This is a genomic window from Micromonospora matsumotoense (assembly GCF_900091525.1).
Lineage (GTDB): Bacteria > Actinomycetota > Actinomycetes > Mycobacteriales > Micromonosporaceae > Micromonospora > Micromonospora matsumotoensis.
On record NZ_FMCU01000003.1, the window covers coordinates 496550 to 516829 of the forward strand.

Genomic DNA, 20280 nt, shown 5'->3' on the forward strand with positions numbered 1-20280 from the left:
GCCCAGGCGCGGGACGCCCGGCAGGTGCCGATGGGGCGCCCTCAGCAGACCGGTCGCGGCTGACCGCCAGTTGGTCGTCGACTGGCCGCCAGGTGAACCCTGCGGGATACGCGATTCACCGACCCGATCCCGCCGTAATCGACAGGATTGTCTGGTGCGCCGGTTCCTTCGTCACCCCGTCCGGCTGGTGCCGCTCGGTTTCCTGGTGGCGATCGCGATCGGCACCGGCCTGCTGATGCTGCCCTGGGCGACCAGCGCGCACCGCTACACCCCGCTGGTCACCGCGCTCTTCACCGCCACCTCGGCGGTCTCGGTGACCGGCATGAACGTCACCGACACCCCGAACTACTGGAACGGGTTCGGGCTGGTGATGATCACCGTGCTCACCCAGGCCGGCGGCCTCGGCATCCTCACCGGCGCGGCCCTGGTCAGCCTGACCGTCACCCGCCAGCTCGGGCTGCGCAACCGGCTGCTGGTGCAGGCCGAGTCCGCCGACTACGGCATCGGCGACATCCGCCGCCTGCTGATGCGCATCGCCGGCACGGTGTTCGGCTGCGAACTGGTGATGACCATGGTGATCACCGGGCGGCTCTGGCTGACCTACCACTATCCCCCGGGCCGGGCGCTGTGGTCCGGGGTGTTCCACTCGGTCCAGGCGTTCAACAACGGCGGTTTCAGCCTCTACTCCGAGGGCCTGATCGCCTTCGCCCGCGACCCGTGGGTGACGCTGCCGCTGGCCCTCGGCGCGATCGTCGGCGGGCTGGGCTTCCCCGCCCTGTTCGAGGCGTTCCGGCAGTGGCGTCGCCCGGTCCGCTGGTCGGTGTCCACCAAGTTGACCATCTGGGGCAGCGTGGTGCTGCTGGCCACCGGCTTCGTCGGCCTACTCGCCGCCGAGTGGGCCAACCCGTTCACCATCGGCACCTACGACACCCCCGGCAAGGTGCTCGCCTCGTTCAGCCAGATCGCGCTCAGCCGCACCGGCGGCTTCGATGTGATCAACGTGTCGGCGTTGCGCGAGGAGAGCTATCCCCTGATCATCGCCCTGATGTTCATCGGCGGTGGCAGCGCCAGCACCGCCGGTGGCATCAAGGTTTCCACGTTCTTCCTGCTCGGATTCGTCATCTGGGCCGAACTGCGCGGCGAACCCGACGTCATCGTGGGTCGCCGCCGGATCGCCGCACCCAGCCAGCGGCAGGCGTTGACCGTGGCGCTGCTCAGCGTCGCGCTGGTGACCGTCGGCACGCTCGGCCTGACCGTGCTCACCACCGGCGTCCGGTTCAACGACACGCTGTTCGAGGTGACCTCCGCGTTCAGCACCACCGGGCTCACCGTCGGGCTGGCCGAGCGGTTGCCCGAGTCGGGGCAACTGCTGCTGACCGTGCTGATGTACATCGGCCGGATCGGGCCGCTCACCCTCGGCTCGGCGATCGCGTTGAACACCCGACGTCGGCTCTACCGCTACCCGAAGGAGCAACCCGTTGTCGGCTAGGGACGAGGACAACGGCGACATCGCCGTGATCGGGCTGGGCCGGTTCGGCTGTCACCTGGCCGGGGCGTTGGCCCGACTCGGCCACCAGGTGCTGGCCGTGGACCACGATGCCGCGCAGGTGCAACGCTGGTCGGCGTCGCTGGACCGGGTGGTGCAGGCCGACGCCACCGAGGAAGAGGCGCTGCGGCAGCTCGGCATCGGCGACTTCCGCCGGGTGGTGGTCGCCATCGGCGCCTCGGTGGAGGCCAGTGTGCTCACCGTGCTGGCGTTGACCGAGGTGGGCGTACCGCAGATCTGGGCGCGGGCGACCTCCCGGAAGCACGCCAAGATCCTGGCCTCGGTCGGCGCCCACCACGTGGTCTTTCCCGAGGCGGAGACCGGGGAACGGGTGGCCCACCTGATCGTCAGCCGGATGCTCGACTTCATGGAGTTCGGCGACGACTTCGCCATCGCCAAGGTGCCGGTGCCCCCGCCGCTGGTCGGCCACCGCCTCGGTGAGCTGGCCCTCCAGGAGCGCTACGGGGTGATGGTCGTCGGCGCGAAACCGGCCGGGGAACCCTTCCGGTACGCCGAGCCGGGCACCGTGCTCGGGCCGGGCAGCATCCTGGTCGTCGAGGGCGGGATCGCCCAGGTGCAGCAGTTCGCGACCCTGCGCTGATCACTTCCCCGCTTTTCCCCCGGCGGCTCCCGGCCCCTTGCCCGCTCCCGGGCCCTTGCCGGGCTGCTCGGCCTTCGGCTTGGGCTTCGCCGGGCCGGCCGCGCCGGAACCACCCTTGCCGGACGACTTGCCGGACGACTTCGCCGGCTTCTTCGCCGGTGGCTTCTTGGCTGCCGGCGGCTTCACCACCGGGGCGCTGCCGGCCACCCCGGAGACCCGCACCCCGCAGCTCGAATCGCCGACGGTGAACTCCAGCGGCAGCGGGTTGCCGCCGGTGTACCGGCCGGTCAACGAGACCTTCTCCGACCCGCCCGGGGCCAGCGCGGCCCGTCCGGCCGCCGGGGTGACCCGGACCAGCCGCCCCTCCTGGCGGACCTCGGGGGTGGCCCGGGTGACGGTCTGCTGGCCGGGGAAGGCGAAACTCATCGTCCAGTCCCGCAGTTCCCGGGGACCGGTGTTGGTCAGCGTGAGCTGGGCGGCGAAATCCTTGCCGGAGTCGCTGCGCAGCGCGTACTCGACCTCGCAGGGAATGGGCTCGGTCAACCCCATCCGGGCCTCGGTGGGCTGGTCGACGCCGCCGCTGGCCGGGCTGCGCGAGGTCACCCCCCAGATCGCCGCGGTGACCGCGACGAGGCTCGCGGCGGCCACCCCGGCCTCGATCCGACGGCGACGGGTGGCGGCGCGGCGACTGCGGGTCCGGCCCGAGAAGGGCAACGCGTCGGTGTCGGCCGACCAGGGCAGGATCGTGGTCCCGGCGTTGGCGAGCAGAGCCGGGTCGACCCGGCCGGGGGCCGGGGACACCGGCACGGCCGCGACCATCCCGGCCGCCCCGGCGAGGGTACGGGCCACCTCCGGGGTCGCCGGCCGGTCCTCGGGGCGCTTGGCCAGGCAGCGGCCGACCAGTTCGACCACCTCGTCGGGGAGCCCGCGCACCGGGGGCATCGGCTCCGGGTCGTGGTACATGTGCGCCCGCAGCATCTGGGTGGTGGTGCTGGCCTGCCAGGGCAGCCGTCCGGTGAGCATCCGGTAGAGCAGCAGCCCGACGGCGTACACGTCGGTGGCCGGGGAGACCTGGCCGTTGTCCAGGCGCTCCGGGGCGAGGTAGGCGGGGGTGCCGAGCAGGGTGCCGTCCGGCCCCTTCTCGCTCTCCCCGACCAGCGCCGAGATGCCGAAGTCGACCACCTTCACCCCGGTCGCGGTCAACATCACGTTGCCCGGGGTGACGTCCCGGTGCACCACCCCCCGGGCGTGCGCGGTGGCCAGCGCCGAGGTCACCTCGGCACCGATGGTCACCGCCTCCCGCCAGGGCAGTTGCCCGTCGCGGCCGAGCCGCGCGGTCAGCGGGCCGCCGTCCACCAGCTCCATCACCACGTACGGCACGGTCAGCCCGACCTGCTCGGACTCGCCGTAGTCGTACACGTTGGTGATGTTGGGGTGGCAGAGTCGCGCGGCGGCCTGCGCCTCGATCCTGATCCGGTGCCGGAAGGCCCGGTCGGTGGCCAGCCGGGAGGCCAGCACCTTCACCGCGACCTGACGGCCGAGCACCTGGTCGTAGCCGCGCCACACCACGGACATGCCACCCGCGCCGAGCTGCTCGATCAGCCGGTACCGGTCACCGAGGAGCTGTGCGGCGTTCCGGACTCCTGCACCCATGGTCGACCGAGTTGCCCGGGACGGCCCGACCTACACCTCGATGGTCGTAATCGGTCAGGAAAGTCACCCGATCAGGCGGTCGCGAGCAGTTGGTCCACCGGGGCGTAGTCGTCGGTCAACACCAGCGCCCCGTCGACGAACCGGGTCACCTCGCTGCCGGCGACCATGTCCGGGATCTTCGCCACGGCGCCCAGCCGGGTCCGCAGCGCGTCCAGCGGCAGCGGCGCGTCCGAGGCGACGATGAGGAAGTTGCTGCCCTGTTGCCCGGCGATCGCCTCCGGCGGCGCGACCAGCGCCACATGGTCGAACTCGGCGGCCACCGTCGCCAGCTCCGAACGGATGAACCGGCCCGGCGGGTAGTCGATGACGTTCTGCACGTAGATCCCGCCGGGGCGCAGCACCCGGTCGACCTCCGCCGCCATCTCCCGGGTGGCCAGGTGCCAGGGCACCACCAGGTGCCCGAACGCGTCCCCGACCACCAGGTCACGGCTGTTCGCCGGCTCCCCGCCGACCAGCATCCGGGCGTCCCCCACCTCGGCCCGCAGCCCCGGCCCGGTCCGGACGCCCAACTCCCGCCGGTCCAGCTCGACCAGCTCGCCGTCGATCTCGAAGACCACGTTGTCGGTGCCCGGCCGGGTGGCGCTCAGGTAACGGGGCATGGTGAACCCGCCCCCGCCCAGGTGCAGCGCGTCCAGCCGCTGCCCCTTCGGGGCGGACACGTCGGCGACCGCGCCGATCCACTGGGTGTACTCGTACTCCAGGTGGGTCGGGTCGTTCAGGTCGACGTACGAGTGCTGGGCCGAGTTGAGATAGAGCGTGCGCCCACCGTCCCGGGACGGATCACGCTCCACCCGGGCGCAGTGGTACGCGGTCTCCACGTCGCACGGGTTCGGCGCGACCGCGCTCAGCCCCGCCGCGACCAGCCCGAGCACCGCCAGGGTGGCCTTCATCCGGGCCGGACCGGGCAGCCCCGTGGCCTCCTGCCGACGCAGGTAGACCCCGAGCGCCAGACCGGCCACCCCGAGCGCCGCCGCCAGCCCGATCAGGATGACGGTGCTGGGCAGCGCCGCCACCAGCACGAACCCGGTGACCAAGGTGGCGGTGATGCCGCCGAGGGTGCCGATGCCGGAGAGCCGCCCGACGACCTGCCCGGTGCGCCGCAGGTCGGCCAGTTGCAGCTTCACCACCAGCGGGGTGACCGCCGACAGCAGCGCCGCCGGCACGAACACGGCCAGCGCGGTGAGCAGCAGGATGCCGCTGACCGCCCCGCCGCGCAGCAGCTCACCGGCGTACCGCACCACGGGCAGGGTGACGGCGGCGGCGATGCCGGCCAGGATCAGCGCCGGGGCGAGCAGCCCGCGCGGGTCCCGACGGTCGGCAAGCCAGCCCCCCGTCCACGCCCCGTACGCGATGGCGGCCAGCGCGATGCCGATCACCGAGCTGGTCACCTGGAGGGTCACCCCGACGTACGGGCCGACCAGGCGCAACGAGACCGTCTCCAGCACCAGCACCGCGCCGCTGGCGAAGAACACCAGGAACGCGGCGAGCCCGTTGGGCAGGGCGCGGGACGGGGCCGGCGCGGAGGGCGTCGGAGCGGTCACGACGTCGGACGATGAGCTGCTCACCGTCGCGATGCTACGTCCCGTTCCTGGGCCGGACCGTCAGTACATCGAAAGGTGAACATGGTTTGTGTGGTCGGCGGCCGGGCTGCCGGAGCCGCTGTACGCCTGCCAGCCGGTGTTCGGCAACCAGATCTGCCGATACCAGATCACGTAGAGCACGCCGAGCCGGCCGGCGTTGTTCTTGAAGTAGTTGGCCAGGCTGTCGCCGTACGCCTTGTCCCCGCCGGTGGCCGTCTCGTCCTTGAAGCCGCTGGTGGCGGCGGAGAAGTCGCAGGCCCGGCCCTTGGGGTGCTCGCCGCCCCCGCCGCTGCGGTGGCAGGACACGAACCGCTTGTAACCGGCCGCCTTGGCCTGCTGCATGGCGTGCAGGGTGCGCGGGGTGATGCAGCCGGAGGTGGTCGGGTCGTTCACCGAACACGACTCGCCCGGCCACGACCCGTCGGAGTTGCGCGGGGCCGGCTTCGCCGAACTCGACCCGCCGCTGAAGCCGGCGCTGCTGCCCGAGCTGACGGTGGCCAGGGCGCGCTCCGCCTCCCGCTTCTTCTTCGCCAGCGTGGCGAGCTGCTTCTGCTGCTCGCGGACCTCGGCGTTGATGGCGAGGGTGGCCTGGGTGGCGTTGTGCCGAGCCTCGGCGAGCGCACGGATCTGCTTGCTGTCCCGCTGGGCCATCAGGTCGAGGTCGGCGGCACGCTTGAGGAACGCCTCCGGGCTGGCCGTGTTGAGCAGCATCGACGTCGGCGTCAACCGGCCCACCCGGTACGACTGCGCGGCCACCTCGCCCACCTGGGCGGTCAGCTCACCCAGCCGGCCCTCGATCACCTTCAGCTCGGCGGTCAGCACGGTCTGCCGCCGCTTGGAGCTGTCCAGCTTGGCCTTGGCCTCGATGTGCCCCTTCGCGGCCGCCGTCAGCGCATCCTTGAGCTGCTTGGTGCCGCCCTCGCCGGGCTCCGCCGAGGCGGGCACCGCGCCGACACCGAGCAGCAGCGCCAGCGCGGCGAGCAGCACGGTCAACGGCCGACGCACGCGTGGCCGGGTCAGGCTGGTCCTGGGCACGGAGGTGTCCTTCCCTCTGCCGCCGACGCCCGCCCACAGGGCCGGTACGGCGGCGGTCCCGCCGGCCCCGGTTGGCGGCCTGGGGGCGGAGACCGCCGGTCACACTACCGCAATCACGCCCGGTGACCAGGCCCGTGACGACACCGGACAGCAACGCTCGACGGGGCGTGTCGGGCCGGTCGCCGAGGGTCCACCTCGTCGATCCCTCACCCGCCCGCAGGACGGTCCACCGCCCGGCCCCACCGACCCGCTGGGCCGGCAGGACGGCCCACCCGTCCGACGCCCACCAACCCGCCACGCCGGCAGGACGGACCACCGTCCGGCACCCACAAAGCCGCAGGCGGCGGGCGGTCAGTCGCCGAGCAGGGCGGCCCGGACCTCGTGCCAGGTCTGCTCGTCGGCGGCGACCAGCAGCCCCCGGCCGTCGTCGGCCGGGTGGTACTCGGTGCCGTCGAACCGGCGGGCCACCCCGCCCGCCTCGCGGACCAGCAGCGCACCGGGCGCATGGTCCCAGGGCAGGGTCCGCCAGAACATGACGAACTGCTGGTCACCGGTGAGCAAGTCGAGGTACTCCCGGCCGGCGCAGTGCTGACCGGGCAGCAGCTCCCCGATCCGGCTCTCGCCCGCCGCCACCCGGTCCCGGGTGGCCTGCGGCAGGTACTGGACCATCGCGGTGCCCCGCAGCCGCTCGGGCGCGACGGCGGCACCGGCCCGCACCGGCCGGCCGTCCAGCCGGGTGCCGTCGCCGGCACGGGCCACGGCCATCGTCCCGGCCAGCGGGTCGAACACCCAGGACGCGGCCGGCTCGCCCCCGCTGAGTAGGGCCACCATCAGGGCGAACGGCCGGCGGCCGGCAGCGAAGTTGCCCGTGCCGTCGACCGGGTCGACCACCCACACGTCGCCGCCGTCGCGCAGGTGGCGCAGCAACGACCCGTCCTCGGCCACCGCCTCCTCGCCGACGACCAACGACCCCGGCAGCAACCGGCGCAGCTCGGCCGAGATCCGCTCCTCGGCCCGCTGGTCGGCGACAGTGACCAGGTCACCGGGTGCCTTCTCGGTGACGTCGGCGGCGTCCAGCCGGCGGAACAGCGGCAACACCACGTCCGCCGCGGTCTCCCGCAGCAGCGTGTCGACGTCGTCGAGCAGTTGGTCAGCCACGAGGCGGCAGCTTGACCACGCTGACGAAGAACTCGTCGATCTGCCGGACCACCGCGATGAAGCGCTCGAAGTCCACCGGCTTGGTCACGTAGGCGTTGGCGTGCAGCTGGTAGCTGCGCAGGATGTCCTCGTCGGCCTGGGAGGTGGTGAGCACCACCACCGGGATGCGGCGCAGTTCCTCGTCGTTCTTGATCTCCTCCAGCACCTCCCGGCCGTCCCGGCGGGGCAGGTTCAGGTCGAGCAGGATCAGGTCCGGGGCCACCGCGTCCGCGTAGCGGCCCTCGCGCCGCAGGTAGGCCAGCGCCTCGGCGCCGTCGGAGACGACGGTCAGCCGGTTGCGGAGCTTGTGCTCCTCGAACGCCTCCTGGGTCATCAGCACGTCACCCGGATCGTCCTCGACCAGCAGGACCTCGATCGGGCTCTTGCCGTCCGCCGGCGCGGTCATCCCACCCTCTCCTTCGTACCACCCGTGGTGCCTTGCCCCGGCGGCCCGCCGGGTGGGTCCTCGTCCTGCGTGCCGCCCGGCTGCCGGCCGACCGGGGTCGGTCGGTCCGCCGGCTCGGGGTCCTCCGCCGGGACGGGCGTCTCCCCGGCCGGCAGGGACGCGGCGTCGTCGTCGGACGTCGTCGCCGTGGCGTCCCCGTCGGGCGTCGCCGTCGCCTCCTCATCGGCCGCCGGGCCCGCCTCGGCTGCCGCCTTCGCCGCCTCGACGTCCTCCGGCCGGGCCGGGAGGGTGAACCGGATCGCGGTCCCCTCGGCCTGGTCGGTGTCCACCCAGACCCGACCGCCGTGGTACTCGACGATCTTCTTGACGATGGCCAGGCCGATGCCGGTGCCCGGGTAGGCGTCCTTGGCATGCAGCCGCTGGAAGATCACAAAGATCTTGTCGGCGAACTCGGGCTCGATGCCGATGCCGTTGTCCTGGCAGGTGATCTCCCACTCGGCATCGACCAGCCGGGCCGAGACCCGCACCTTGGGCGTGACGTCCGGGCGGCGGAACTTCACCGAGTTGCTGACCAGGTTGACCAGCAGGTTGGTGAGCAGCGGCTCCTCGCCCCGGATCACCGGCAGCTCACCCCAGGTCAGCTCGGCGTCGGCGTACTGGCGGCCCGGCTCGGTCTGGCTGGCCACGTCGCCCATCACCCGGTTGAGGTCGACATCGACGAACCCGGTGGTGAGCCGGCCGATCCGGGAGAACGCCAACAGGTCGTTGATCAGGCGTTGCATCCGCTGTGCGCCGTCCACCGCGAACGCGATGTACTGGTCGGCCCGCTCGTCGAGCTGCCCCGCGTACCGGCGCTGGAGCAGCTGGCAGAAGCTCGCCACCTTGCGCAGCGGCTCCTGGAGGTCGTGCGAGGCGACGTAGGCGAACTGCTCCAGGTCACGGTTGGAGCGGGTCAGCTCCTCGGCCTGCTTCTGCAACTGGCTGTTGACCCACTCGATGTTCTCCCGGGCGGCCCGCACCTCCGCCAGGTCCTTGGCGATCTTCTGCCGCATCACGTCCACGTCGTCGGCGAGCCGGCGGAACTCCGGCGGCCCCGTCCCGGCGATGTGGTGCTGGTAGTCACCCTCGGCGACCTCCCGCACCTGCTCGGCCAGGCCGGTCAGCGGCCGGATCACCATCCGCTCCAGGGAGAGCAGCATCAGGGTGCCGGCGAACACGACCACGACCGCCGCGACGATCAGCAGCATCACCAGCATGTTGCCGGTCCGCTCGATGTCCCGGGCGCCCTTCTCCCGCTCGGCCAGGATCGCCGTCTGGAGGTCACCCACCGACGTCCGGATCTCGTCGAACTGCTGCCGCGCCTGGGCGGTGATCAACGCCTGACCGGCGGCCGTGCCGCTGCTCCCGGTGGTCGCGATCACCGGCTCGGCCACCGTCCGCCGCCAGCCGTCCGCCTGCTGCTGCACCGTTCGCAGCGCGTCGGCGACCCCGGGATAGTCACGGCTCAGGGTGGTGATGGTGGCGGCCACGTCGCGCTCCTGCTGCACCCCCTGCTCGTACGGGGCCAGGTCGGCGCGGTTGCCGCTCACCGCGTACCCACGGATGCCGGTCTCCTGGTCGAGCAGCGCGTTGAGCAGCTCCTGCCCCTGCACCCGCAGCGGGCCCGTGCGGGTGAGCAGGGCGTCGGTGTAGGCGCGGTTCTTCGCCGCCACCACCGCCTCGGCCACGGCCAGCCCGACCAGCAGCACGCCGACCACGGCCAGCAGCGCCAGCACCCGACGACGCAGGGTCCACCCCCGGCGGTACGTGTTCACCGGCCACCGCCCCGGCTGACCAGCAGCATGGCGACGTCGTCGGCGAGCGGCCCCCCGTTGATCTGCTCGGCCCGGCCGACCAGCCAGGCGGGCAGCTCGGACAGCGGCACGGCGTGGTTGGCGCGCTCCTGGAGCAGACCGGTCAGCCCGTCGACGTCCAACCGGTCGTCGCCGTCACCCACCCGTCCCTCGATCAGGCCGTCGGTGTACATCAACAGGGACCAGTCATCGGTGTCGAACTCCAGATCGAACGCAACGGGACGGCGGGGTCGTACGCCGAGCAGCAGACCCCCACGGGCCGGGACGGGCGCGACCTTACCGCCGGCGAGCAGCAGCGGCGGCGGGTGACCGGCCAGCCGGACGGTGGCCCGGTTGGCGGCCAGGTCGAGCCGGACGGTGGCGACGGTGGCGAAGATCTCCTGGAGCCGGCGCTCGCTCATCAGCACCTGCTCCAGGGCGGGCAGCACCTCGTCGTCGGGCACCCGGGCGAGGATCAGCGCCCGCCAGGCGACCCGCAACTCGACACCGAGGGCGGCCTCGTCCACCCCGTGCCCGCAGACGTCGCCGACGATCAGGTCCACCCGGTCGGGGCGGGTCTGCACCACGTCGAAGAAGTCCCCGCCGATCAGCGCCGCGTGCCGGCCCGGCCGGTAGAAGGTGTGCACCGCCACCTCGTCGGTGGTCATCAGCGGCTGGGGCAGCAGGCCCCGTTCCAGCCGGGCCGACTCGGCCTGGCGCAGCTCGACCTCGCGCAGCCGGCGGGCGTTCACGTCGGCCCGCTTGCGCTCCACCGCGTACCGCAGGGCTCGGGTCAGCAGCACCCCGTCGACCTGCCCCTTGACCAGGTAGTCCTGGGCACCCTCGGCGACCGCGACGATGCCCAGGTGCTCGTCGGAGCGACCGGTCAGCACGCAGACCGCCGCGCCGCTGGACATCTCCAGCACCCGGCGCAGCCCGTCCAGGCCCTGCGCGTCGGGTAGCCCGAGGTCGAGCAGGACGCAGTCGACCCCGGCGATGCGCTGGCGGGCCTCGCTGAGGCTGGTGGCGACCAGCAGGTCGATCATCGAGTTGGTCTCGGCGAGCAGCTCACCGACCAGGAAGGCGTCGCCCTCGTCGTCCTCGACCAGCAGCACCCGCAGCCGTTCACCCGGCGGCAGGTTGGCGTGGGACCCGAGCCCTCCGTGCGGGTACGGCGCGACGGAGGGCCCGGCCAGGCCAGGCCCCCGGTGCGACCGGGTCACCGCCGCGAGACGCGGGAGTTCGCTGGTGATGTCGGGCTCCTTCCGAGTGCCCTGCTGATCCTGTATTAGACAACGGTCGCACACAACACGGTCCGCCCGGTCCGGGCGTACCCGGGCAAGGCCGTCACCAGGTGAGCGTCCGGTCAGCGGCCCGCGTCACGGTTCGGTCCCGGTACGCCCCGGGCGCTGCCCGCCGGGGCAGGATGGTGCACCACCCCCGCACCACCTCCGAGGAGTCCCCGTGGGCGTACCCCCCGCCTCCGCCGCCGACCGGGCGCTGACCCGGCCCCGGCGTCGTCCGCTCGCCGCCCTGGCCGCCCTGTCGGCGCTGGTCGCGGTGGGCGCGGTCATGCTGGTCACGCTGACCACCCCGACGCCCCGGCCGGCCGACGCCCCGGCCGACGAGTTCAGCGCCGGGCGGGCCTACCGGACCGTGCAGACGGTGGCGGCCCGGCCGCACCCCGCCGGCAGTGCCGCCAACGACCAGGTCCGCGAGCACCTGGTCGGGGCGCTGCGCGGGCTGGGCCTGCAGACCGAGGTGCAGGACACCGTCGCCCCGGAGGCCGGGCAGCTCAGCGGGGCGGCCGGCGGGGCCACCGTCGCCCGGGTGCGCAACGTGGTGGCCCGGCTGCCCGGTACCGCCTCCACCGGCCGGGTCTTCCTGGTGGCGCACTACGACTCGGTGCAGACCGGCCCGGGTGGCAACGACGACGCTGCCGGCACCTCCACCGTGCTGGAGGTGGCCCGCGCGCTGACCGCCGGCCCCCGCCCCCGCAACGACGTCGTGTTCGTGCTGACCGACGCCGAGGAGGCGTGCCTGTGCGGCGCGGCGGCGTTCGCGGCCAGCCACCCGCTCGCCGCCGACGGCGGGGTGGTGCTCAACCTGGAGGCCCGGGGTTCCACCGGGCCGGTGATCATGTTCGAGACGTCCCGGAACAACGCCGAGTTGGTGGCCGCCTTCGGCCGGGGCGCCCCACACCCGGTGGGCACCTCGTTCGCCGTGGAGATCTATCGGGCGCTGCCCAACGACACCGACTTCACGGCCTTCCTCGACCACGACTTCGTCGGGCTGAACTCGGCCTACATCGACGGGGGCGCGATCTATCACACCCCGCTGGACACCCCGGCGGCGATGGATCGGGGCAGCCTCCAGATGCACGGCGACAACGCGCTCGGGCTGGCCCGGGAGTTCGGCCGCGCCGACCTGACGGCGCTACGCGCCGGGCACGACGCCACCTACTTCCCGGTGCCGGGCGGGCTGGTCCGCTACCCCGGCTGGCTGACCTGGCCGCTGGCCGCCCTGGCGGTGCTCGGGGCGCTGGCCCTGGGCTGGCTGGTCCGGCGCACCGGCCGGGCCGGGACGGGTCGCCTGTTCGCCGGGTTCGGGCTGGCGCTGGTGCCGATCGTGGCCGCCCCGGTCGCCGCCCAACTGCTCTGGGCGGGGATCACCGCGCTGCGCCCCGGCTACGCCGAACTGCTCGACCCGTACCGGCCGGTCTGGTACCGGTTGGCGGTGGTCGCGCTCGCCGCCACGATCCTGCTCGCCTGGTACGCGCTGGCCCGCCGCTGGGCCGGCCCGGCGGCGCTGGCCGTCGGCGGGCTCGGCTGGCTGGCCCTGCTCGGGGTGGTGCTGGCCGCGCTGGTGCCCGGTGGGGCGTACCTGGCCACCCTGCCGGCGCTGGCCGGCGCGCTCGCCGGCCTGGTCGCGCTGCGCACCCGGATCGACGGCCCGTGGCCGGTGGTCGCGGTGACCCTGGCCGGGGCGGTCGCCGTGGTGATCCTGCTGCCCACGGTGGTGCTCCTCTTCCCCGCGCTGGGAATGGCGATGGGCGGGGTGGCGGCGCTGTTCGCGGTGCTGCTCGGCCTGGCCGCGCTGCCGGTGCTCGACCTGCTGCACCCGGCCGCCGGCGGCCAGCGCGGCCTGGTCGCCGCCCGCGCCCGCCGCCTCGGCGCGCTGCCGGCCGTCGCCGCCGCGCTCGCCGCCACGGTGTTCGCCGGGGTCGGCCTGGCAGTCGACCGCTTCGACGCCACCCACCCCGTCCCCACCCACCTGATGTACGCCCTCGACGCCGACACCGGCACCGCCCGGTGGATCAGCCGGGAGGCGGACCCGCAGCCCTGGACCGACGGGTACGTCGACGGGCCGGCCGCGCTCGCCGGCTTCCCCGGCCTGGGCGGGACCGACCTGCGTACCGGCCCGGCACCGGCGGCGAACCTGCCCGCGCCGACGGTGCAGGTGCTGGCGGACACCACCGCCGGTGGGCTGCGCACCCTGCGGTTGCGGCTGCTCCCCCAGCGCACGGTCCGGCTGGCCACCCTGCACGTCGACGCGACCACCGCCGAGGTGACCCGGGCGGAGGTGGCCGGCCGGGAGGTGCCGGTCGGGCGGCAGCCGACCGTCGAGGAGGCGTCGCTGGACCGGTGGGGTTTCGGGATCGTGTTCCACGCCCCGCCTGCCGAGGGGGTCGAGATCACCCTGGCCATGCGGCCCCGGGCGGGGCAGGTATCGCTGCGGGCGATGGACGCCAGTGACGGGTTGGACGCGTTGCCGGGCTTCCGGCCCAGGCCGGCGGGGGTGGGGGTGGTGGGGTCGCACACCTCGGAGATGCTGGCGGTGGCCCGCACCTATCCGTTCTGACGCAAGGCGATCGAGAAGAAGGAGGCCATGTGATGCAGAACGTTGGTCCCGAGGTGAGCCACTACACCTGCCGCGTCACGTGGTCGGCCCAGGACAACGAGTTCGTCGCCACCTGTGCCGAGCTTCCCTCGCTGTCCTGGCTGGCTCCCTCCCAGATCGACGCCCTGCAAGGACTCCAGAACCTGCTGCGTGAGGTGGTCGCGGACATGGAAGAGCAGGGCGAGGAAGTACCGGAGCCGTTTGCCGAACGGAGCTATTCGGGCAAGTTCAACGTGCGCGTCGGCGAAAGCCTGCACCGCGAGCTGGCCACCCATGCCGCAGAGGACGGAATGAGCCTCAACCAGTACGTCGTACGGAAACTGTCGGCAGCCTGAACAGGGTGGGGCGCCCAGGACGGCCCGGATAACCGGTCGCCGGGGCCGGCGGGGCGGACTACGGTCCGCAGCATGCGGCTGGAGAAGGTCACCCCGAAGAACTACGAGGCGGCGCTCGGGCTGTCGGTGCGCCCGGATCAGGAGGATCTGGTCGGGCCGGTGGTCAAGTCGCTGGCCGAGGCGTACGTCTTCCCGGACATCGCCTGGCCGAGGCTGATCTTCGACGGCGACCGGCTGGTCGGCTTCCTGATGGCCTTCCTCGACTACGCGTGGGGCGACAACCCCGATGACGTCCGGTCCGGCCTGTGGCGGCTCAACATCGCGGCCGATGCGCAGGGGAAGGGTTACGGGCGGTTCGCCGTCGAGGCGGTGTGCGCGGAGATCCGTGCCCGGGGTGGCGACCGGGCGTACGTCACCTGGGTGCCCCGCGAGGGCGGGCCGGAGGACTTCTACCTGAAACTGGGCTTCCGGCCGACCGGCGAGCAGAGCGACGGGGAGACGGTCGCCGTCCTGGACCTCTGACAGTGCTGATGTGGGATCGGGGTCACCCGTCCGACCTGCTCACCTTTGACGAATTGGGGCCGACACCGCCTCAGCTGGTTGTCCGGCTCCGAGACCGTCCAGCGCTACCATGAGCCTCATGACCGCCGCACACGCGTTCGAGTATGAGGTTCCGCCTCATGCCGGTCCGCCGCCTGAAGCTGTCGAGGCGGCCGAGGAAGGAAACGTCGTCTACCTGACTCGCCAGGGGCAGCGGGTGGCAGCGATGGGACCACCGACGTCGCTCGATCCGCAGGGTCTTGAGAAGATCGGGCAGTACCTGCAAACGGTGGCCGGGAACCCGAACCGGACGCCCGCGCTGCGGACCTGGGCTCGCGAGCAGCTCGCGCAGCTTGACGAGATCATGGAACAGGTGATCAACGAGGAGGACGCCGAGGCATGCGACGACGCACTGGCGTCGATGCGTGCTGGTGAGTCGACGCAGCCGTGGAGCGCGGTCAAGCGGGAGCTCGACCTGTGACATGGAAGGTGGAGCTCACCAATGCTGCGGCGCGCGAACTGGCCAAGCTCGACCGCTCCACCCAGGTCCGCATCGGTGCCGCGATCGATCAACTGGCAGTTGACCCTCGGCCCGCTGGCTGCGTGAAACTGTCCGGTGGCGATACCAAATGGCGGATCCGGGTAGGTGACTTTCGGCTCGTCTACCTGATCCTGGACGACCAGGTTCTGATCGCAGTCGTGCGAATCGCCCACCGCAGAGACGTGTACCGGTCCTTCTAGGGCACGTCACTTCCAGCGAAAGTGGACGAAGAGGCGGCCGAAGTTCTTGGAGTCCTTCTCGACCCGGTGATAGAGCTGCTTGACGTCCTTCTGGTCGAGGAAGCGCAGCACCTTCTTCTTGAGCTGGCCGGACCCCTTACCAGGGATGATCTCGACCAGGGTGGCCTTCTTCGCCACCGCCTCGTCCATGATCCCGCGCAGGGCGCGGTCGATGTCGTGGCCCTTGTTGAAGATCTCGTGCAGGTCCAGCTTGAGCTTCATCCCGCCTCCCCCACCTGCGCAGCCCTCATGGCAGGCCCATCGTAGGCCCGCAGGTGTCGGGGTGAGGCTCAGGCTTCGTCGGGCAGGTTCGGCCGGTGCTCGCGGATCCACGCCTCGATGTCCTCGGTACGCCAGATCCGACCGGTGGCGAGCGACTCGTAGGGCTTCGGCCAGTCGGGGCGCTTCATCAACTGCTCGACGCGTTGCCTGCTCACGCCCAGCCTCATCCGGATCTCGTACGCGCCCATGAGATTCCGGCCCATGCACGGGAGGCTACCGGGTGCGCCTCGCCACTCTCAGCGACAAGTGGGCAGCCAGATAGCTGCCCCGCGGGCCGGGTCAGGCGGGCTGTTCCTCGTCGTCTGCCTCGCCGAGGTGGGGGCGGTGTTCCCGAATCCATGCTTCGACCTCTGCCTTGAGCCACACAGCACCCATCCCGAGCCGGTCGTACGGCTTGGGGAAGTCGGGCCGGTCGATGATCTGGCGCGCTCGTTGCCGGCTGACGCCGAGCCGCGTCGTGATCTCGCCTGCCCCGTAGAGGTGGCGTGGCACGGCGCGAGAGTAGCCAGACCGCCAGTGGTCAAACAGCAGCTAGTCTAGATGCAGCTTGGCAAATACACCCTTGCACCTTGACAAGTGACGGCAAGGTCAGCACGCTGGGGTGATGTCGCCGTACTCCCGCCGCGCGCTGATATCCGACCCTGCGGAGGTTCCGATGGAGGCCAGCCAGACCGGCGCACCCCGCCCCAGCGAGCCGCGTGGCCGGTTCATCGCCGGGACTCGACGGAGACCGAACGCCTCACCGGTACATGCGCGCGAGGGTGGGGCGATTCGGCCGCACGTGCCGATGCGGCCCCTCTGGTTGTGCCGGGTGTGTGCCGCTCCCTGGCCGTGTCAGCCCGCCCGCCTGCTGCTGACCATGGACTACCGGCAGGACCGGGTCGGGTTGTCCGTCTACATGGCCGGACGACTGTTCGACGCCACCGGCGACCTGGTCACCCTCAACCCGAACGCCGTCCCACCCCCGGCGGAGCTGTTCGAGAGGTTCCTGGCCTGGACCAGACGCAGAACCGGGCCGGAGGAAGGGTAGAAGCCCTCCCCCGGCCCGGCGTGGTCAGGGACTCAGCGACCGTTGCCGACCCGGCTCTCCACCCGGCGCAGCGCGGTCACGTAGTCGTCGTTGGTCGAGTGCATGGCCGCCGCGATGCGCAGGTGCCGCAGCGCGTCCGGGTAGCGGTTGAGCCGCTCCAGCGTCCGGCCCAGCACGTGGTGGGCGTAGTGGTCGCTGGGGTCCCGGTCGACCAGCTCCCGCAGCTGCTCCTCGGCGCGGCCGAGTTGGGCGGTCTGGAAGTACGCCCGGGCCAGCAGCTGACGTACGGAGGAGTTGCCGGGCTCGGCCGCCACGATCGGCTCCAGCAGCCGGACCGCTCCGCTCGGGTCACCCATCTCGAAGTACATGGTCGCCCGTCGGTACTCCGCCAGAAGATCCATCCCGACCCACCCCCTCGCGTCACGTCGCCATTGCTCCGACGCTGGCACAACACCGGGCGTACCGCGAGTGTTCCTGGGGGTGGACTTGTGGCTCAGGAGGTCGGGTCGTCCCGTTCGCCGGTCAACTGCCAGGCCCGGACCCCACCGACGATTCCGGCCGTGTTGGGCACGATCACCACGTCGTCGCCCATCCGGGCCACCTGCTCGGGGCGGATCAGCCGCGAGTTGCCGCCGCCGAGATAGAGCCGGTCCCAGCGGAACACCGGCCGCAGCCCGTCCACCACCTGCCGGATCCGTCGGGACCAGAAGGCGTCGCCGAGCCGCCGCCGCTCCGGCTCCCCGACGTACGTGTCGTAGGTGGTGCCCCAGCGGACCGGGGCGTGCGACAGCTCCAGGTGCGGGGCGAGCCGCCCGCCGTCGAAGAGCGCGCTGCCCAGCCCGGTGCCGAGGGTCAGCACCAGTTCGCAGCCGGTGCCCGCGACCACCCCGGCGCCGTGCACCTCGGCGTCGTTGAGCACCAGCGCCGGCATCCCGAAGGCCTCGGTGACGGCCCGCCGGGCGTCGTACCCGGACCACTCGGCGAGCAGGTCCGGGTCGACCCGGCTGCGCGGCCCGGACCGGGTCACGTAGTGCGGCGTGGCCACCACGACCCCGTGCCGGATCATGCCCGGCATCCCCACCGTGATCCGGTCCGCCCGGGGGAACCGCCCCGCCAACTCGACAAGCATCTTGACGAACAGCTCGGGCGGCAGCGGGTACGGGGTGTCCACCCGGAGCACCGGTGCCCGCAGGTTGCCACCTCCGTCCAGCACCGATCCCTTGATGCCTCCGCCCCCGCAGTCCACCGCCAGCGTCAATCCCACACCCTCACCTTGCCCCACCCGCCCCGCTCATCCCGCCCCTGCCCCACCTTTCGCCAACCGGGGGCGGGCGACCCGACCGACAGCGGGCGGCCGGGGGCCGACGGACCGCGAGGGCCGCATGGGTTTGTCGAGAGTTGTTGTCGCCGTAGCCGCCGTGCGAGGACCGCGCCGGTCCCGCCAGCCGGCGATCCGGCCAGGCTGTCGGCCCGCTGCGAGGTCCGCGACGCGCAGCCAGGAGCCTGGGCAGGCGTGGGCCGCGCCGCGCGGCGTCCTCGCCCGGATGGGCGGGCGATAGGCTCGGGGCCTCATGAGCGCCACGATGATCGTCAAAGGACTTGCCGCCGGGCACGGGGAGCGGATGCTCTTCAGTGACCTCGACCTGGTGGTCGCCCCCGGCGACGTGGTCGGACTGGTGGGGGTCAACGGAGCGGGAAAGTCGACGTTGCTGCGGACGCTCGCCGGGTTGCAGGGCGTGGAAGAGGGCAACGTCTCGTTGAGTCCGCCGGGGGCCTCGGTGGGATACCTGCCGCAGGAGCCGGAGCGGCGGGCGGGCGAGACGGTCCGCGACTTCCTGGCCCGCCGGACCGGAGTCACCGGCGCGCAGGCGGCGCTGGACGCGGCCACCGAGGCGCTCACCGAAGGCACGGCCGGGGCCGACGACGCGTACGCCGGGGCACTGGAGCGGTGGCTCGAACTCGGCGGGGCGGACCTGGAGGAACGCGCCGCCCAGGTCGCCGCCGAGCTGGGGCTGACGGTCGACCTGGACCACCCGATGACCGCCCTCTCCGGCGGCCAGGCGGCCCGCGCCGGCCTGGCCTCCCTGCTGCTCAGCCGGTATGACGTCTTCCTGCTCGACGAGCCCACCAACGACCTGGACCTGGCCGGCCTGGACCGGCTGGAACGGTTCGTCACCGGGCTGCGCGCCGGGACGGTGCTGGTCAGCCACGACCGGGAGTTCCTGACCCGGGCGGTGACCCGGGTGCTGGAGCTGGACCTCGTGCAGCAGCAGACCCGGCACTACGGCGGCGGCTACGGCGCCTATCTGGAGGAGCGGGAGGTGGCCCGCCGGCACGCCCGCGCCGATTTCGAGGAGTACGCCGACACCCGCGCCTCGCTGGAGGCCCGCGCCCGCACCCAGCGTTCCTGGATGGAGAAGGGCGTGAAGAACGCCCGCCGCAAGGCCCCGGACAACGACAAGATCGGCCGGAAGTTCCGGACCGAGGCGACCGAGAAGCAGGCGGCCAAAGCCAAGCAGACCGAGCGGCTGATCGAACGCCTCGACGTGGTCGAGGAGCCGCGCAAGGAGTGGGAGCTGCGGATGGAGATCGCCGCCGCACCCCGGGCCGGTGCGGTGGTGGCCTCGCTGCGCGACGCGGTGGTCCGCCGGGGCGACTTCACCCTCGGCCCGGTCACCCTCCAGGTCGACTGGGCCGACCGGGTGGCGATCACCGGGGCGAACGGCTCCGGCAAGACCACCCTGCTCGGTGCGCTGCTGGGTCGGCTGCCGCTCGACGCCGGTCACGCCGCGCTCGGCCCGGGGGTGGTGGTCGGCGAGGTCGACCAGGCCCGGGGGCTGTTCCTCGGCGACCAGCCGCTGCTGGAGGCGTTCGGTGCCGCCGTACCCGAGATGACGCCGGCGGATGCGCGGACGCTGCTGGCCAAGTTCGGCCTGCGGGCCGCGCACGTGCTGCGGCCGGCGGCGACGCTGTCGCCGGGCGAGCGGACCCGGGCGGCGCTGGCGCTGCTCCAGGGCCGGGGGGTCAACCTGCTGGTGCTCGACGAGCCGACCAACCACCTCGACCTGGCGGCCATCGAGCAGCTGGAGTCGGCGCTGGCCGGCTACCCGGGGACGTTGCTGCTGGTCACCCACGACCGGCGGATGCTCGAAGCGGTCAGCGTCGACCGGCGGCTGCGGGTCGACGCCGGGCGGATCGCCGAGGACTGATCCGCGCCGTCCGGTAGCGGCCGGGTGACAATGGGTCATGCTCAGATGGGAGTACGCGCTGCTGGTCCGCCGTCGCCAGCCGACCGCCTCCGACCTCAGCTGGGAGGTCGTCTTCTCCTGGTACGGCCCGGACGGCTCGATGGCCGACGTGACCGCCTACGGCGACACCGCGCTGGCCCACCTGAACCGGGCCGGTGACCAGGGTTGGGAACTCGTCGGGATGAGCGAGGACCCGTCCCTGGCGGGCCACAACGAGCTGCACCGCTACCACCTCAAGCGACCCAAGTCGGCCGA

Annotated in this window: 21 protein-coding genes and 1 pseudogene; 10 read left to right on the forward strand and 12 right to left on the reverse strand. The window is 72.5% G+C overall.

What is annotated here, in order from left to right:
- The first annotated feature begins 154 nt into the window (after positions 1-154).
- Together GA0070216_RS09315 and GA0070216_RS09320 are read left to right on the forward strand one after the other, a co-directional pair.
- Positions 155-1489 carry a TrkH family potassium uptake protein gene (locus GA0070216_RS09315; RefSeq protein ID WP_091242236.1) on the forward strand — a complete coding sequence of 445 codons (1335 nt, stop codon included), beginning with the start codon at positions 155-157 and terminating at the stop codon, positions 1487-1489.
- Positions 1479-2147, forward strand: a complete 669-nt coding sequence (locus tag GA0070216_RS09320) for a potassium channel family protein (protein WP_091242239.1) — start codon at positions 1479-1481, stop codon at positions 2145-2147. The genes GA0070216_RS09315 and GA0070216_RS09320 overlap by 11 nt, the downstream gene beginning before the upstream one ends.
- Here GA0070216_RS09320 and GA0070216_RS09325 read toward each other — a convergent pair whose 3' ends face one another.
- From GA0070216_RS09325 to GA0070216_RS09355, 7 genes are all read right to left on the reverse strand, one after another.
- Entirely contained in the window at positions 2148-3800 is a 1653-nt protein-coding gene (locus tag GA0070216_RS09325; RefSeq protein WP_091242241.1) for a serine/threonine-protein kinase, read from the reverse strand.
- 71 nt (positions 3801-3871) lie between these two features.
- Entirely contained in the window at positions 3872-5425 is a 1554-nt protein-coding gene (locus tag GA0070216_RS09330; protein ID WP_091242244.1) for a fused MFS/spermidine synthase, read from the reverse strand.
- 36 nt (positions 5426-5461) lie between these two features.
- Positions 5462-6475 (reverse strand): coiled-coil domain-containing protein, encoded by a 1014-nt coding sequence (locus tag GA0070216_RS09335; protein WP_091242248.1) that lies wholly within the window; start codon positions 6473-6475, stop codon positions 5462-5464.
- A gap of 351 nt (positions 6476-6826) precedes the next feature.
- Entirely contained in the window at positions 6827-7633 is an 807-nt protein-coding gene (locus GA0070216_RS09340) for an inositol monophosphatase family protein (protein WP_091242252.1), read from the reverse strand.
- Positions 7626-8078, reverse strand: a complete 453-nt coding sequence (locus GA0070216_RS09345; protein WP_091242255.1) for a response regulator — start codon at positions 8076-8078, stop codon at positions 7626-7628. Before GA0070216_RS09345 ends, GA0070216_RS09340 begins: the two co-directional genes overlap by 8 nt.
- Entirely contained in the window at positions 8075-9892 is a 1818-nt protein-coding gene (locus tag GA0070216_RS09350) for a sensor histidine kinase (protein ID WP_091242259.1), read from the reverse strand. The genes GA0070216_RS09345 and GA0070216_RS09350 overlap by 4 nt, the downstream gene beginning before the upstream one ends.
- On the reverse strand, positions 9889-11133 hold the full coding sequence (locus tag GA0070216_RS09355) for a PP2C family protein-serine/threonine phosphatase (RefSeq protein WP_176738887.1): 1245 nt from the start codon (positions 11131-11133) through the stop codon (positions 9889-9891). The genes GA0070216_RS09350 and GA0070216_RS09355 overlap by 4 nt, the downstream gene beginning before the upstream one ends.
- Positions 11134-11374: 241 nt before the next feature.
- On the opposite strand from GA0070216_RS09355, the gene GA0070216_RS09360 reads away from it, so the two are divergent.
- From GA0070216_RS09360 to GA0070216_RS09380, 5 genes are all read left to right on the forward strand, one after another.
- On the forward strand, positions 11375-13771 hold the full coding sequence (locus tag GA0070216_RS09360) for a M28 family peptidase (RefSeq protein WP_091242263.1): 2397 nt from the start codon (positions 11375-11377) through the stop codon (positions 13769-13771).
- A gap of 32 nt (positions 13772-13803) precedes the next feature.
- Positions 13804-14145, forward strand: a complete 342-nt coding sequence (locus GA0070216_RS09365; RefSeq protein WP_091242716.1) for a type II toxin-antitoxin system HicB family antitoxin — start codon at positions 13804-13806, stop codon at positions 14143-14145.
- A 72-nt stretch (positions 14146-14217) separates the two neighbouring features.
- Positions 14218-14667, forward strand: coding sequence for a GNAT family N-acetyltransferase (locus GA0070216_RS09370; RefSeq protein ID WP_091242265.1), 450 nt, complete (start codon positions 14218-14220; stop codon positions 14665-14667).
- Positions 14668-14785: 118 nt separating this feature from the next.
- A complete protein-coding gene (locus GA0070216_RS09375) occupies positions 14786-15166 on the forward strand; it encodes a hypothetical protein (RefSeq protein WP_141723029.1) in 381 nt (126 codons plus the stop codon).
- A complete protein-coding gene (locus GA0070216_RS09380; protein ID WP_091242271.1) occupies positions 15163-15426 on the forward strand; it encodes a type II toxin-antitoxin system RelE family toxin in 264 nt (87 codons plus the stop codon). Before GA0070216_RS09375 ends, GA0070216_RS09380 begins: the two co-directional genes overlap by 4 nt.
- A gap of 6 nt (positions 15427-15432) precedes the next feature.
- Here the strand turns inward: GA0070216_RS09380 and GA0070216_RS09385 are convergent, their stop codons facing one another.
- From GA0070216_RS09385 to GA0070216_RS09395, 3 genes are all read right to left on the reverse strand, one after another.
- A complete protein-coding gene (locus GA0070216_RS09385) occupies positions 15433-15687 on the reverse strand; it encodes a Smr/MutS family protein (RefSeq protein WP_091242274.1) in 255 nt (84 codons plus the stop codon).
- A 68-nt stretch (positions 15688-15755) separates the two neighbouring features.
- On the reverse strand, positions 15756-15950 hold the full coding sequence (locus tag GA0070216_RS09390; RefSeq protein WP_205789268.1) for a helix-turn-helix transcriptional regulator: 195 nt from the start codon (positions 15948-15950) through the stop codon (positions 15756-15758).
- A gap of 76 nt (positions 15951-16026) precedes the next feature.
- Positions 16027-16239, reverse strand: a complete 213-nt coding sequence (locus tag GA0070216_RS09395; RefSeq protein WP_091242277.1) for a helix-turn-helix transcriptional regulator — start codon at positions 16237-16239, stop codon at positions 16027-16029.
- A gap of 367 nt (positions 16240-16606) precedes the next feature.
- On the opposite strand from GA0070216_RS09395, the gene GA0070216_RS09400 reads away from it, so the two are divergent.
- Positions 16607-16777 carry a hypothetical protein gene (locus GA0070216_RS09400; protein ID WP_245722381.1) on the forward strand — a complete coding sequence of 57 codons (171 nt, stop codon included), beginning with the start codon at positions 16607-16609 and terminating at the stop codon, positions 16775-16777.
- 32 nt (positions 16778-16809) lie between these two features.
- Here GA0070216_RS09400 and GA0070216_RS09405 read toward each other — a convergent pair whose 3' ends face one another.
- Positions 16810-17178: a tetratricopeptide repeat protein gene (locus tag GA0070216_RS09405; RefSeq protein ID WP_088644718.1), complete on the reverse strand. Its 369-nt coding sequence runs from the start codon at positions 17176-17178 to the stop codon at positions 16810-16812.
- 92 nt (positions 17179-17270) lie between these two features.
- The gene (locus tag GA0070216_RS09410) at positions 17271-18041 is read right to left on the reverse strand and encodes an ROK family protein (RefSeq protein WP_091242281.1); all 771 of its coding nucleotides are present in this window, start codon (positions 18039-18041) and stop codon (positions 17271-17273) included.
- A gap of 307 nt (positions 18042-18348) precedes the next feature.
- Here GA0070216_RS09410 and GA0070216_RS09415 point away from each other — a divergent pair, with 307 nt between their 5' ends.
- Positions 18349-19986, forward strand: coding sequence for an ABC-F family ATP-binding cassette domain-containing protein (locus tag GA0070216_RS09415; RefSeq protein WP_091242284.1), 1638 nt, complete (start codon positions 18349-18351; stop codon positions 19984-19986).
- Positions 19987-20023: 37 nt separating this feature from the next.
- Positions 20024-20275, forward strand: a pseudogene (locus GA0070216_RS09420) (hypothetical protein); the annotation flags it as partial.
- Between the last annotated feature and the right edge of the window lie 5 nt (positions 20276-20280).